Source organism: Azospirillum melinis (assembly GCF_013340935.1).
Classification (GTDB): Bacteria; Pseudomonadota; Alphaproteobacteria; order Azospirillales; family Azospirillaceae; genus Azospirillum; species Azospirillum melinis.
This window is the reverse complement of record NZ_WHOS01000015.1, coordinates 84,147-98,381: the sequence shown is the minus strand read 5'-3', so window position 1 is coordinate 98,381 and position 14,235 is coordinate 84,147. Positions and strand designations below refer to the sequence as shown.

The 14,235-nt window shown below is 67.5% G+C and carries 11 protein-coding genes; 6 read left to right on the top strand and 5 right to left on the bottom strand.

Annotated elements, in window-relative coordinates; genetic code table 11:
• Positions 1-49: 49 nt before the first annotated feature.
• Both ugpB and GBZ48_RS13915 read right to left on the bottom strand, forming a co-directional pair.
• Complete coding sequence (gene ugpB / locus GBZ48_RS13920; protein ID WP_174471587.1) at positions 50-1,405, bottom strand: sn-glycerol-3-phosphate ABC transporter substrate-binding protein UgpB; 1,356 nt, start codon at positions 1,403-1,405, stop codon at positions 50-52.
• 308 nt (positions 1,406-1,713) lie between these two features.
• Positions 1,714-3,321 carry an ATP-binding protein gene (locus GBZ48_RS13915; protein ID WP_174471586.1) on the bottom strand — a complete coding sequence of 536 codons (1,608 nt, stop codon included), beginning with the start codon at positions 3,319-3,321 and terminating at the stop codon, positions 1,714-1,716.
• 277 nt (positions 3,322-3,598) lie between these two features.
• On the opposite strand from GBZ48_RS13915, the gene GBZ48_RS13910 reads away from it, so the two are divergent.
• Complete coding sequence (locus GBZ48_RS13910) at positions 3,599-4,357, top strand: M48 family metallopeptidase (protein ID WP_174471585.1); 759 nt, start codon at positions 3,599-3,601, stop codon at positions 4,355-4,357.
• 47 nt (positions 4,358-4,404) lie between these two features.
• On the opposite strand, the gene GBZ48_RS36735 is transcribed toward GBZ48_RS13910, so the two are convergent.
• A complete protein-coding gene (locus GBZ48_RS36735; protein WP_174471584.1) occupies positions 4,405-7,677 on the bottom strand; it encodes a bifunctional diguanylate cyclase/phosphodiesterase in 3,273 nt (1,090 codons plus the stop codon).
• 434 nt (positions 7,678-8,111) lie between these two features.
• Between GBZ48_RS36735 and purB the strand changes: the two genes are divergently transcribed.
• From purB to rarD, 4 genes are all read left to right on the top strand, one after another.
• Positions 8,112-9,407 carry an adenylosuccinate lyase gene (gene purB, locus GBZ48_RS13900; RefSeq protein WP_174471583.1) on the top strand — a complete coding sequence of 432 codons (1,296 nt, stop codon included), beginning with the start codon at positions 8,112-8,114 and terminating at the stop codon, positions 9,405-9,407.
• A 160-nt stretch (positions 9,408-9,567) separates the two neighbouring features.
• On the top strand, positions 9,568-9,807 hold the full coding sequence (locus GBZ48_RS13895) for a BolA family protein (RefSeq protein ID WP_012973287.1): 240 nt from the start codon (positions 9,568-9,570) through the stop codon (positions 9,805-9,807).
• An 86-nt stretch (positions 9,808-9,893) separates the two neighbouring features.
• A complete protein-coding gene (gene grxD, locus GBZ48_RS13890; RefSeq protein ID WP_085088255.1) occupies positions 9,894-10,229 on the top strand; it encodes a Grx4 family monothiol glutaredoxin in 336 nt (111 codons plus the stop codon).
• Positions 10,230-10,420: 191 nt separating this feature from the next.
• Complete coding sequence (gene rarD, locus GBZ48_RS13885) at positions 10,421-11,344, top strand: EamA family transporter RarD (RefSeq protein ID WP_174471582.1); 924 nt, start codon at positions 10,421-10,423, stop codon at positions 11,342-11,344.
• Positions 11,345-11,364: 20 nt separating this feature from the next.
• On the opposite strand, the gene GBZ48_RS13880 is transcribed toward rarD, so the two are convergent.
• Positions 11,365-12,027, bottom strand: a complete 663-nt coding sequence (locus GBZ48_RS13880; RefSeq protein ID WP_174471581.1) for a TetR/AcrR family transcriptional regulator — start codon at positions 12,025-12,027, stop codon at positions 11,365-11,367.
• Positions 12,028-12,192: 165 nt separating this feature from the next.
• Between GBZ48_RS13880 and GBZ48_RS13875 the strand changes: the two genes are divergently transcribed.
• Positions 12,193-13,323 (top strand): alkene reductase, encoded by a 1,131-nt coding sequence (locus tag GBZ48_RS13875; protein ID WP_174471580.1) that lies wholly within the window; start codon positions 12,193-12,195, stop codon positions 13,321-13,323.
• A gap of 176 nt (positions 13,324-13,499) precedes the next feature.
• Here GBZ48_RS13875 and GBZ48_RS13870 read toward each other — a convergent pair whose 3' ends face one another.
• Positions 13,500-14,012, bottom strand: a complete 513-nt coding sequence (locus GBZ48_RS13870; protein ID WP_174471579.1) for a hypothetical protein — start codon at positions 14,010-14,012, stop codon at positions 13,500-13,502.
• Positions 14,013-14,235 lie beyond the last annotated feature (223 nt).

The window sequence follows — 14,235 nt, the reverse complement described above, 5'->3', positions numbered from 1 at the left end:
AATCCCTCCCCCGCCACCGGGCGGGAGAGGGATGGTGTCGCAGGCGATCTCAGCCCTTGTTGGCGCGCTCGAAGTTGCGCAGCACGGTGTTGCCGCGCTTGATCGAGGCGTCGAGCGCCTGCTTGGCGTCCTGCTGGCCCTGGAAGGCCTTCTCAAGCTCTTCCTGGATGATGTTGCGGATTTCCGGCAGGTTGCCCAGGCGCAGACCCATGCTGTTCTCGGTGGTCGGCGTCCGGGTCAGCTGGGCGGCCGGCACGTCGGCGCCGGGGTTCTTCTCGTAATAGCCCTGCGCCTTGGCGAGTTCGAAGCCCTTCATCGTCACCGGGACATAGCCGGTGTCCATGTGCCACTTGGCATCGACCTCGGGCCGGGCGAGGTAGGTGAAGAACTGGGACACCGCCTTGTATTCGGCCGGCGTGCGCTTGGGCGAGGTCATCACCCAGAAGGCGGCGCCGCCGATGATGCTGTTCTTCGGGCCGTCCTTGGCGAATTCCGGCCAGTAGGGCAGCGGAGCGGCACCCCAGGCGAAGGTCGCCTCTTTCAGGATGCGGCTGCGCAGGCCCGACGAGGCGTGGATCATCGCGCATTCGCCCGACGGGAACAGGGCGTCGGGCTTGTTGTCGCGGCCGCCATACTTGAACAGGCCGTCCTTCTGCATGTCGATCAGCGTCTGGACATGCTTGACGTAGAGCGGGGCGTCGATCTTCAGCTCGGCGTTCAGGCCGCCGAAGCCGTTGGCCTGGCTGGCGAAGGGCGTGTTGTGGATGGCGCCCAGCTGTTCGAACTGCGCCCACACCGGCCAGGCGGTGGTCAGCGGGCAGGTGGAGCCCGACGCCTTCAGCTTCTTCGTCGCCTCGATCATCTCCGGCCAGGTCGCCGGCGGCTTGTTGGGATCGAGGCCGGCCTTCTGGAAGGCGTCCTTGTTATAGAACATGATGGTGCTGGAGCTGTTGAACGGCAGCGCCATCATCTTCCCGTCCTTGGACGAGTAGTACCCCTTCACCGCAGGGATGTAGGCGTCGGCGTCGAAGGACGCCCCCGTCTCCTGCATCAGCTGGTAGACCGGCTTCACCGCCGGACCGGCGGCCATCATGGTGGCGGTCCCGACCTCGAACATCTGCACGATGTGCGGCGCGTTGCCGGCGCGGAAGGCGGCGATGGCCGCCTGCATCGTCTCCGGATAGCTGCCCTTGTAGGAGGCGTTGACCTGGACCGCCTGCTGGCTGTCGTTGAAGTCCTTGGCGATCTGCTCCAGCTGGCCGCCCAGCGGCTGCGGCAGGCCGTGCCAGAAATCGATCACGGTCTTCTGCTGCGCGAGTGCCGGGCCCGGCAGCGCCGCGGCGAACAGCAGGGCGGAGGTGGCGGCGGCGCCCGTCAGGAGGGCAAGCTTGCGGCGGGTCAACATGCGGTGGGTCTCCCTATCCCGGTATGGTTCGCGGTTGTCATGAGGGCAACGGGTTGCCGTCCCGCGACGCTTTCGTGAAGTTTTGGTGGCAATCGCAGACGCTGCTGCACACGCCAATGTGCGCGACGTTGTGTGCGATTGCGAAAAAGACCGGCAGCGCGATGATCGTTTTCGAAACTGTTTGGTTGCTCTAACCGTCACACTGCGCACGCATACGCGGGTCTGTCAAGACGCCGCATTACAGTTTTATGACGTGAAAATCGTAGCGATGGAATGTTGCAGAGCGAAAACGCGCAAGTGCGGAACGGCTAACGCTGACAGGCGGCATCCGGCCGGCGGACGGACGGCAGGGAACCCGCCCGTCCGGCCATCAGGCTGCGGCTCAGCAAGCGGCGCAGGGCGGTCGGATCGCAGGGTTTGTGGACCAGGGGAAAGCCGCTGCGGTCGACGCTACGCAGCCGGTCGGGATCGGTGTCGCCGGTGACGATGACGCCCGGCACCCGACGGCCGCAGCGGGCACGGACCGCCTGGATGGCGTCGATGCCGGTCTCCGGCCCCGACAGGCGCAGGTCGGACAGAACGAGGTCGGGCGCCGCCGCCCCGCCCTCCAGCCCGGCGCAGGCTTCGTCGATGCCACGGGCGGGGATGACCGCATAGCCCCAGCCGCGCAGCAGCAATCCAATCCCCTCAAGCTGCACCGCGTCGTCCTCGATCACCAGAACCGTGCCGGTTTCCTTGGGTGTGGCAGCGGCGAAGGGCGATTGGCCGGCGGCCGGCTCCGGCTCGCTGTCGCCGGAGTCGTCGCCCGAGCGGTCGCCGTCGTTGCCGGCCAGCGGCACCTCCACCGCGAAGACAGAGCCTTTGCCGAGCCTGGAGCGCACCGTCACCGGATGCCCCAGCACTTGCCCCAGCCGCCGCACGATGGCGAGCCCCAGCCCCAGCCCCTGCTTGCGGTCGCGCCCCGGATTGCCGAGCTGGTGGAAATCCTCGAAGATCGCGGCATGGTTGGACGGGTCGATGCCGACACCGGTATCCCACACCTCGATGCGCAGGAACTCGCCGCGCCGCCGCGCCGCCAGCAGGACGCCGCCCTTCAGCGTGTAGCGCAGAGCGTTGGCCATGATCGGCCGCAGCAGCCGCTCCATCAGCGCCGGGTCGCTGGTGACGTGGGCGTCGAACGGGTGGACGTTGAGGCGCAGCCCCTTCGCCTCCGCCTCCGGGCCGAACTCCTCCAGCATCTTGGCGAGCAGTTCGTCGACCGGGAAGGTCTGCGGCTTGGCGATGACCAGCCCGGCCTCCAGCGCCGAGACCTCCAGCAGGGCGCGCAGCAGTGCCTCGCCACCGAGGATCGCCTGCTCCAGCTTGTTCGCCAGCTCGATGGAAGCCGGATCGGTCAGCCGGCCGCTCAGCAGATGGTGGAACAGGTGCATCGCCTGGAAAGGCTGGCGCAGATCGTGGCTGGCCGCCGACAGGAACTTGCCCTTGGCGGTGCGGGCGCGCTCGGCATCGGCGCGGGCCTGTGCCGCCTCCGCCCTGGCTTCCGCCAAGGCGGAGGCCCCGGCATCGGCAAGGAGAGCCACGGCGCCGGTGCGGCCTTCGGCGTCCATGACGGGCGTCAGCGTCAGCATGCAGGGAAAGCCGGGGAGCGGTCCGGTGGTGGACGCAGGCGTGCCGGTCGCCATCACCCGCCGCCGCAACCCATCAATCCCTTCGGCCGTTTCGGCCGGCAGCCCGGCCTCCGCCAGCGTCAGCCCTTCCACCCTGCCCGGCGCATGGCCGATCAGGGTGGCGAAGGCCGGATTCGCCACCAGCACGCGCCCGTCCTCGCCAAGCAGGGCCTGGGGAGAACCGTTGGCCGACAGCAGGGCGTCCAGCCAATCCTCACGTGTCGGAGTTTTTCCAGGGATGAGGGGCATGGCATGTACTCGGCAAGGCTAAGGGGCAAGGCTAAGGGGACGACCATACGCAAACGAACATCTGAACTGGCGGCAAATGGAAGGTCTACAGACCACCGCGTTACCTCTGCTTTATCTTGTGCCCCGATCGATCGTGTCAAATGTGACCTCAGTCGATCCCATAGGCCGGGATCGTTCGAAAGCCCTAATGCTTTAAGCCGAAACTGGACCGCGGCACCATTCCGACAAAGGGCGGAGGATGCTTCCGCAGCCGGCGCCGGCCGCGCTATAAGACGGCATGGTGCAACGCCTCCCCGCCCTTTTGCGTCGCCGCAAGCGATCCGCCGCCCGGCCGCCCCAGCCGCCCCGCGCGCTGGAGATATCCGGCCTGCCGATTCCGCTGGAGCTGCGGGAAAGCGCGCGTGCGACCCGCATGACCCTGCGGGTCGATGCCGGGCGCGGGCTGGTCCAGGTGGTGGTACCGGTCGGCGTGTCGGAAACCGATGCCCGCCAGTTCGTCGGCCGGCATGACGGCTGGCTGCGGGCGCGGCTGGCGGCAATGCCGCCGTCCCTGCCCTTCGCCGACGGTGCCAGCGTGCCCTATCTCGGCATCGAGCATGTCATCCGCCACGACCCTGCCATGCGCGGCCCGACGAGGATCGAGGACGGCGCCCTGCTGGTCGGCGGGCAGCCGGAACACGTCTCCCGCCGCATCCGCGATTTCCTGACCGCAGAGGCCAAGCGCGAGCTGGCGACCCGTGCCCGGCTGAAGGCCGCGACCATTGGCGCCCGCGTGGCGGCGGTCACGATCCGCGACACCAAAAGCCGCTGGGGCAGCTGTTCGTCCACCGGCCGGCTGTCCTTCTCCTGGCGGCTGATCCTGACGCCGGAGCCGGTGCTGGATTATGTGGTCGGGCACGAGGTGGCCCATCTGCGTGAGATGAACCACTCGCCGCGCTTCTGGGCGCTGTGCGCCAGCCTGACGGACGGCAGCGGCGTGGACTGGCCGCGGGCTTGGCTGAAGGCGAACGGCACGCGGCTGCTGCGGTACGGGTGACGCCCGCCACCCGATCCAACGCCTAGCCCAACGCCTGGGCCCAGCGCCTAACCCACCGGTTCGGCCACCCGCGGCTCGGCTGCGGCGGCGTCGCGCCGGACGAACTCCAGGAAATCCTCGTAGGGCATCGGACGGCCCAGCAGATAACCCTGGCACTGGTCGCAGCCCATCTCGGCGAGGCAGCCATACTGCTCCTCCGTCTCCACCCCTTCGGCCAGCGTCTGCATGCGCAAGCTGCGCGCCATGCCGATGATCGCCTCTGCGATGGCGCCGCTGTCCGGGTTGCCGGCGCGCAGGCCGCTGACGAAGCTGCGGTCGATCTTCAGCTTGTCGACGCGGAAGCGCTTCAGATAGGCCAGCGAGGAATAGCCGGTGCCGAAATCGTCGATGGCGACCGGCACGCCCAACTCGCGCAGCCGGGAGAAGGTTTCCGACACCACGTCGGACTCGTCCATCAGGACGCTTTCCGTCACCTCCAGCTCCAGGGCCGAGGCCGGGATGCCGTAGGCCGACAGCCAGCCGGCCACCCGCTCCGCCAGTCCCGGACGGCGCACCTGCACCGCCGAAAGGTTGACGGCGATCAGCAGATCGTGGTGGCGCAGCAGTTCGGCCGCGCGGCGGCAGGCCTCGCCCAGCACCCAATCGCCCAGCGGCAGGATCAGGCCGGTATCCTCGGCCACCGGAATGAACTGGCCGGGCATGATCAGCGTGCCGTCGGGCTGGCGCCAGCGCACCAGTGCCTCCGCCCCGATCAGCCGGCGGCCCTCCATGGAGAACTGCGGCTGGAAATGCAGCTCCAGCTCGTTGTTGGCGAGCGCCCGGCGCAGGTTGCTTTCGGTCCACATCCGGTCGGAGGCACGGCGGTTCAGCTCCGGCGTGAAGAACTGGTAGGTGGCACGCCCGGCCTCCTTCGCGGCATACATCGCCATGTCGGCGCTTTTCAGCAGCCCGTCGATGCCGGTGCCGTCGTCGGGGTAGATGGCGATGCCGATGGAAGGCGTGACCTGCAACTCGTGCCCATCGATCAGATAGGGTTCCGACAAAGCGTGCAGAACCTTGCGCGCGACGATGCCGGCGGCGTCGGAGCTGTCCATGTCGCTGATCAGGATGACGAACTCGTCGCCGCCCTGGCGGCTGACGGTGTCGCTCGCCCGCACGGTCGCGGTCAGCCGCCCGGCCACCTCGCGCAGCAGATCGTCGCCGACCTGATGGCCCAGGCTGTCGTTGATCGTCTTGAAGCGGTCGAGATCGACGAACAGCAGCCCGACCCTGGTGCCGTGGCGCCCGGCGGCCAGCATGGCGCGCTCCAGCCGGTCGCGCAGCAGGAAGCGGTTGGGCAGGTCGGTCAGGAAATCGAACTGCGCCAGATGGCGGATACGCTCCTCCTGCGCGCGGGTCGCGGTGATGTCGCTGAAGGCGGCGATGTAGTTGGCGATGGCGCCATCCTCGTTGCGGACCAGCTTGACGCTCAGCCACTCCGGAAACACCTCGCCGTTCTTGCGGGTGCTCCAGATCTCGCCGGCCCAATGGCCGCTCTCGCGCAGCTGCACCCACAGATCCTCGTAGAAGCCCGGCGGGTTGCGGTCCGAGCGCAGGAAGTCGGGGCTGCGGCCCAGCACCTCGTCCCGATCATAGCCGGTGATGCGGGAGAAGGCGTCGTTGGCGGCGACGATCCGCCGGTCTTCGTTGGCGACGAACATTCCCTCCGCCGCGTTGTCGAACACCTTGGCCGACAGGCGCAGCTGCCATTCCGCCCGCTTGCGCTCGCTGATGTCGCGGGCGATGGCCGAGTAATAGACGTCGCCCTCGTAGGTGATGCGGCTGGCGGTGACCTCGAGCTCCAGCGTGCGTCCGTCGGCGGTGCGGTAGGCTGTCTCGTAATGGCTGGCCGCGTCCTCGCCCTCGGCGGCGAAGCGCTTCAGCAGGTCGGCCTGCCCCATCACGAGGTCTTCCAGCGTCCCGCCCAGGGCCTGGCAGCCGAAGGGATTGATGTAGGCGATGCGCAGGCCGGCGTCGGCCAGCACGACGATCTCCGACACATGGTCGATGAAGAAGTTGGCGAGATACAGCTGACGCGCCCGTTCGCGCAGCATGCTGTCGCTGTGCCTGACCCGCAGCTGATAGCTGCCGACGATGCGCCGGATCCAGCCGGTGACCAGCCATGACACGCCGACCGACGCGGCCAGCGCCACGGCCAGCACCGCCACCGTGGTCCAGACCCGCTGGTTGACGCCGCGGCTGATCTCCGCCCGGCGGGCCTCCATCTCCTTGCCAACATCGTCGATGTAGAAGCCGGCGACCAGGATCCAGCCCCAGACGCTGGGGGCCGAGACATAGGCCATCTTCGGCGTCGGCCGCGCGGTGACCGGGTGGATCCAGTCGTAGCGCAGCTCGCCGCCGCCCTGGCGTCCGAGCTCCAGCAGCCGGGTTACGAGGTCGCGCTCGGTCTTCCACGGCAGGTCGCGGGCGTTCATCCCCTCCGACGCCGGGGCGGTGGGCGACAGCAGCACCTGCCCGTCCTGGCGCAGCACGCCGACATAGCCGGTTTCCCCGAAGCGGAAGGCGCGCAGACGCTCCAGCGATTCGTGCTGCAACCGCGCCTCCACCGCCCCCAGTGCATCACTGGCGCCGATCACCCAGTCATAGGGTTCGAAACGGCGGACGAAGGCCAGCTTGTCCACCGCCGATCTGTCGCCGGCCTGGACCGGATCGTCCGGCATGCGCCAGCGATAGCGGGCGAAGCCGCGCAAGCTGGGATCCTGAACGGCCCGCATGAGCTCGCGCATCACCGCGGCCCCCTGCGGATCGGGGGCGGAGAAGGGAGAGGTCCCCTCCCGCGACGGGTCGACCGGCATCAGCACCGATTCGCCGTTCAGGTCGTTGATGAAGTAGTAGCCGCGCCCGCCGGAGAAGCGCAGCGGCCGCAGTGTCTGCTTGATCGATTCCTTTACCGACGCTTCTGGCAGGATGTCCTTTTCCCGGTCGTGGACGCTGCGGGCGATGGAATAGGCCTCGTCCACCTGGGCGCGCAGCTGCTCCTTCAGAAGCGGTTCGACGCGCGAGCGCATGTAGGCGAGGTAAGACTGCGCGTTCTCCACCTCCTGCACCAGGGCCTGATGCTGCTCCTCGACATAGCGCGCCTCGCTCTGCTGGAGGTCGTGCTCCAGGTCGGCCCAATGCTGCCAGACGAAATAGAAGCCGAGCCCAAGGACGAGCGCCGACACCAGCGCCATCGACGCCAGGAATTGCAGGCGGTAGAGCCGGGCCTCGTCTGACGAGCGCGACGGCGCACGGACCAGCTCGGCAACGGGGTCGGGCAAGAAGGGCTCCCTTCGGATGGCCTGTTCGGTGGAACTCGCGGAAACCGGCTGGGGCCGGCCCCGATGCGCTGTGCAAGTGTTGCTTAATGCTCGCGCGGATTCAACTGCAAGCAAAGCAAATCCACCTCGGCGCGACTCTTTGACTGTTTTCCTCGCGTCAGAATGGACGACGGCGCGCTTATCCGCATATTGGCAGGGAATTGACGGAAAGTCCGCCCGCGCAACATTAGGCGCGGATTCCCTTAGGCTGGCAAAGATTCGCCCATGAAGATTAATGCCGCCAACAGCGGAGCGGGCAGACAAGCCGGTCGGTCGGACGGTTCGGGCCATCGCGAGGCTTTAAAACGCCTCCCGGCACCGCTATGGTCGCGCGCGCGTGCCATCAGACCCGCAGCCGCTCCTTTTCCAGCGCCAGCATCCTTCGGAGAGTGCCGATGATCCCCCGCTATACCCGCCACGAAATGGCCCGCATCTGGGAGCCGGAAAACCGCTTCCGAATCTGGTTCGAGATCGAGGCGCACGCCTGCGACGCGCAGGCCGAGCTGGGCGTGATCCCGAAGGAGGCCGCCAAGGCGGTGTGGGAGCGCGGCAAGTGGGAGATCGACCGCATCGACGAGATCGAGCGCGAGACCCGGCACGACGTCATCGCCTTCCTGACCAACCTCGCCGAGTATGTCGGTCCGGAAGCCCGCTTCGTCCACCAGGGCATGACCTCGTCGGACGTGCTGGACACCTGCCTCGCCGTCCAGCTGACCCAGGCCGCCGACCTGCTGCTGGCCGACATGGACGCCCTGCTGGCCGCGCTGAAGCGCCGGGCGTACGAGCACAAGAACACCGTCACCATCGGCCGCAGCCACGGCATCCATGCCGAGCCGACGACCTTCGGGCTGAAACTGGCCGGCCACTACGCCGCCTTCGCCCGCGGGCGCGAGCGTCTGGTCCAGGCGCGCCAGGACATCGCCACCTGCGCCATCTCCGGCGCCGTCGGCACCTTCGCCAACATCGACCCGCGTGTGGAAGAGCATGTCGCCGCCAAGCTCGGCCTGTCGGTCGAGCCGGTGTCGACCCAGGTCATCCCGCGCGACCGCCACGCCTTCTTCTTCTCCGTGCTGGGTGTGATCGCGTCGAGCGTCGAGAATCTGGCCACGGAAATCCGCCACCTCCAGCGCACCGAAGTGCGCGAGGCAGAGGAGTATTTCCACCCCGGCCAGAAGGGCTCTTCGGCGATGCCGCACAAGCGCAACCCGGTCCTGTCGGAGAACCTGACCGGCCTGGCCCGCATCGTGCGCTCCGCCGTCGTCCCGGCGCTGGAAAACGTGACACTGTGGCACGAGCGCGACATCTCCCACAGCTCGGTCGAGCGGATGATCGGTCCCGACGCCACCGTCACGCTGGACTTCGCCCTGGTGCGCCTGACCGGCATGATGGAAAAGCTGGTGGTCTATCCGGAGCGCATGCAGAAGAACCTCGACGACCTGGGCGGGCTGGTCTTCTCGCAGCGCGTCCTGCTGGCCCTGACACAGGCCGGCATGAGCCGCGAGGACAGCTACAAGGCGGTGCAGCGCAACGCCATGCAGGTGTGGGAGAAGGGCGGCAACTATCTGGAGCTGCTGTCGAACGACGCCGACATCGCCAAGCACATCGGCCGCGACAAGCTGGAGCCGATGTTCGACATGACCTACCACACCAAGCATGTCGACACGGTGTTCAAGCGCGTGTTCGGCGAATAACAGGCGTCTCCTGTTGAATGGGGCATCCGGGCCGTTACGGCGTCTTCCGCAGGGCGGCAAAGACTTGCCGGTGGATGACAAACGGCCCGGCCGCACCTACTCTATTCCGATAAGCGTGTGCCCGGGCGGGGCAATCCTGAACAGAGCGAGGACCAGACCCATGGCGATGGAAGCCGCCACGATCGAAAAGCTCATCAAGGAGGGCATCCCGGACGCGGTCGTCGAGATCGCGGACCTGCGTGGCGACGGCGATCACTATGCCGCGCTCGTCACCTCCGCCGCCTTCAAGGGCAAGAGCCGGGTGCAGCAGCACCAGATGGTCTACGCATCCCTCCAGGGAAAGATGGGCGGCGAACTGCACGCCCTGGCGCTGACCACCGCGGTGCCGGAAGGCGCCTGACGCAAGGTGCCTGAGGGCGCCTGATCAAAGTTGCAACGGACAAGGCCCCGGCGCCGCCGGGCCTTAATCGGAAGGGTTATCAGGTCATGGTCGATCAGAATGTCGTCGAGCGCATCGAGCAGGACATCAAGAACAACGATGTCGTGCTCTACATGAAGGGGACCCCGGTGTTCCCGCAGTGCGGCTTCTCCGCCGCCGTCGTCCAGGTGCTGAGCCACACCGGCGTCAAGTTCAAGGGCGTCAACATCCTGGAGGATCCGGGCCTGCGCCAGGGCCTGAAGGAATACTCGAACTGGCCGACCTTCCCGCAGCTCTACGTCAAGGGCGAGCTGGTCGGCGGCTGCGACATCGTCCGCGAGATGTACGAGTCGGGCGAGTTGCAGACCCTGATGGCTGACAAGGGCGTCGCCACCGCCGCCTGACCGCATCGCCGGTCCGGTGAAGAACGGAAAAGCCCCGCTCCGGCGGGGCTTTTTCATGCCCGGCGCCTTTTTCATACTGGGCACCTTCGATGTCCGACGCCAGGATGACGGGCAGCGATGCCAGCCGCGCAGCCCGGCCATGCCCGGTGGCCCGCTGCCGGATTGCCCAAACAATGTGCTAAACGGACGGTATGGCTCAGACACCGCCGCCCGCCAAGGCCCCGACCTCCACAACCGCCGCGTTCGTCGCGGCGCTTGCCTCCTACCTGATCTGGGGGCTGGTCAACCCCGTCTTCTTCAAATCCCTGGGCGATGTCGGCGCGGTGGAGATCGTCGCCCACCGCGTGGTGTGGACCGTGGTGCTGGTCGGCATCGGCGTGCTGGCAACCCGTGGGCCGGCGGCCGTCGTCGCCGCGGTCGGCAACTGGCGCCGGCTGGGCATTCTGGTGGTCACCACCCTGCTGGTCACCGTCAATTGGACCGTTTTCATCTGGGCAGTGGTGAACAGCCGGCTGGTCGAGGCCAGCCTGGGATACTTCATCAACCCGCTGGTCAATGTGCTGCTGGGCGTGCTGTTCCTGAACGAACGGCTCAGCCGCGGCCGGATGCTGGCGGTCGCCATCGCCGCGGCCGGCGTCGGCAGCCTCGTCGTCAGCTATGGCGCCGTGCCCTGGGTCGCGCTGTCGCTGGCGCTGTCCTTCGGCTTCTACGCCCTGGTGCGCAAGAAGGCGGCGATCGATCCGGTGATCGGTCTGCTGGTGGAAACCGCCCTGCTGCTGCCGGCGGCGCTGGGTTATCTGCTGTGGCTGGGCAGCGACGGCGCCTTCGGCCACGGCTGGGGGGAGAGCACCCTGCTGGTGCTGGCCGGACCGATGACGGCGGTTCCACTGGTGCTGTTCATGATCGGCGCGAGCCGGCTGACCATGACCACCCTGGGTCTGCTGCAATATGTCGGGCCGACCGGGCAGCTTCTGCTGGGCGTGCTGGTCTATGGCGAGGCCTTCACCCACAGCCACGCCATCACCTTCGCCTGCATCTGGGTGGCGCTGGCCGTCTTCACCGCCGACGCGGTGCACAGCCACCGCGCCACCACCCGCACCGCGGCAGCAGAGTGACCATCGGCGCGGAGTAGGCGTCAGCGCGGCGTCAGGCCATGGGCGATGGTGTGGGCCAGCGTGCCGACCATCGCGCAGATGCCGGCATCGTCACGGCCGAACACCACCTGATCGAGGAAGCCCAGCCCGAAGCTGAGCGTCGCGATTCCGGCCGCCACATTGGCGAGGTCGGCGTCGGCGGCGATGGCGCCGCGGTCGCGATAGCCCTCCAGCCGTTTCAGCAGGCAGGGGATGCGGCTTTCCGACAGGGTGCGCGCCATCTCGTCCGCCACCGCCTGATCGACCAGGGCGCGGGCCAGCACGACGCGGGTGAAGTCGCGGCATTTCCAGCTGTGCTTCAACTGCGCGTGCAGGAAGCGGCCAAGGTCGGTTTCCAGATCATCGTCCGGCGGCGGCAGGTCGCAGCCGCCCGCCTCCTCGCGCCAATAGCGCTCGACCACCGCCAGCAGCAGCCCGCTCTTTCCTGAGAAATAGCGCTGGATCAGCTGTTCGTTGACTCCGGCCCGCCCGGCGATCTCCCGGGTCGTCGCCGCGTCGAAGCCACGCTCGGCGAACACCACCTTGGCGGCGTCGAGCAGCGCGCTTTCCGTCGCGGCACGGTCGCGCTTGCGCGCCCCGCCCTCGCAGGCGCCCTCGGTGCCGTTTCCGGGGCAACAGCCGTCGGCGTCATTGCTTGCGTCCAAGACCCGTCCCTCTCCAGTCCGCCCCATCAGTTTCACGATGGGCGGCTTCATAATAAGTATGCAGATACATACTTGACAAGCGGCGGCCGTCGGTTCAAGTATGTACTCACATACATACAAGACCTCACCCCAAAAGCCTATTGCCCAACAGGGGGTATTCCCGCCATGCCGCACAGCAACGACACGCACAGCACCGCCACTCCGGATCTGTTCACCCCGCTGCGTCTCGGCGCAATCGAACTGCCGAACCGCGTCGTCATGGCGCCGATGACCCGCAGCCGCGCCGGCGACGGCAACTGCCCGACCGCGCTCACCGCCGAATATTATGCGCAGCGCGCGTCCGCTGGCCTGATCATCACCGAGGCGACGCAGGTCTGCGACACCGCCCAGGGCTATCCCAACACGCCGGGCATCCACACCGACGCCCAGACCCTGGCATGGCGCGCAGTCGCCGACGCGGTGCATACGGCCGGCGGGCGGATCGTCACCCAGCTCTGGCATGTCGGCCGCATTTCCCACCCGCGCTTCCAGCCGAACGGCGCCGCCCCGGTCGCTCCGTCGGCCATCGCGGCGAAGGGCCAGCTCTACACGGGCGCCGGCATGGAGCCCTTCCCGGTTCCGCGCGCCCTTGAAACCGCCGAAATCCCTGCCTTGGTCCGTCATTTCGCCGATGCCGCCAAGCGCGCCGTCTTCGATGCCGGCCTGGACGGCGTCGAGATCCACGCGGCCAACGGCTATCTGATCGACCAGTTCCTGCGCGACGGCACCAACACCCGCACCGACCAGTATGGTGGAACGGTGGAGAACCGCTGCCGCTTCCTGCTGGAGATCCTGGAGGCGACGGCCCATGCCGTCGGCGCCGACCGCATCGGCGTCCGCCTGTCGCCCACCGGCATGTTCAACGACATGAAGGACAGCGACCCGCTGCCGCACTTCCTGGCGATCACCAAGGCGCTGAACCCCTTCAACCTCGCCTATCTGCATGTGATCGAGGGCAAGCCCGGCCACCACATGGCCCCGCCGGAGGGCGCGCCGCACGTGGCGTCCACCCTGCGCGCCGCCTACAAGGGTCCGTTCATCCTGAATGGCGGCTACAGCCGTGGTGATGCCGTCGCGGCGCTCGCCAACGGCGAGGCCGATGCGGTCAGCTTCGGCGAAGCCTTCATCTCCAACCCGGACCTGCCCGTGCGCTTCCGTGCCGGCGCCTCGCTGGCCGAACCGGACCGCACCACCTATTACGGCGGCGATGCCAAGGGTTACACCGATTACCCGGCGCTGGAATCCATCGCCGCCTGACAGGTTTGCGGCCCCGAATTCCGCCCCCCGGAATCCCCAATCGGGCATCCCCAATCGGGGCCGCAATTCCTCTCGACGTGAGAGAGCGCGTCGTGAGTGCGTCGTGAGACGCAAATCCCCGCTGCCCCCGGCCCGGTTCCCCCCTGGGCCGGGGGGCTTTTTTTGTGGGGCTCCCGTTACCCCGCCCCGCCGTCTTCACCCAATCCGCGGGCCAAGGCGGCGATGGTGCCGTAGCCGACCTGATCGGCCGGGTCGATCTCCGCCATCTTGGCGAGGATCGCCAGCGCCTTGTCACGGTTGTGGCGGCGCAGTTCGATGAAGGCCAGCGCCTTCATGGTGAACAGGAAGAAGCGCGCCGGTCCGGCCGCCGTCCAGTCGGTGGAGTCGGCGGTCAGTTGCGACCAGTCGGCTGGAAATCCGCCCTGAAGAGCCGCGGCATCCAGCCCGATGCGGGCCACCCGCTCCGCCTCCCCCAGCTTCTTGCGGTTGAAGTAGAATTTGTAGAGCGCGTAGAAGACCGGCAGCACCCGCGGTCCCTTGCGGTGGGCCTCCCACAGCAACGCCTCGCAGGCGTCGGGCACGTCGCGGGCCTTCACCGCTTCCTGCAAAAGCTCGTCGATCTGTTCGGGCACGTCGCCGAAGGCCATGCGGCCGTTCGACATCCGGAGTTCGATCGGTTCGTCGCTCATCGCTTCCCTCGCCTGTATTTTCCGCTGCTGCAATCAACCATCCGACGCACCGACGACGCTCCCATGGTACGCGCGGACGCGCCGGGAAAGACCACATTATTTTTGTGCGGCGAAGTGTCGCGGCTGTCGCGAATCCGACACGCGCCAAACCCGACAAAACCGTTGGCAGGCGAAACATTGTCGGACTTTCGCCACGCCTGTCTGACCTGACAATCCTTCTATT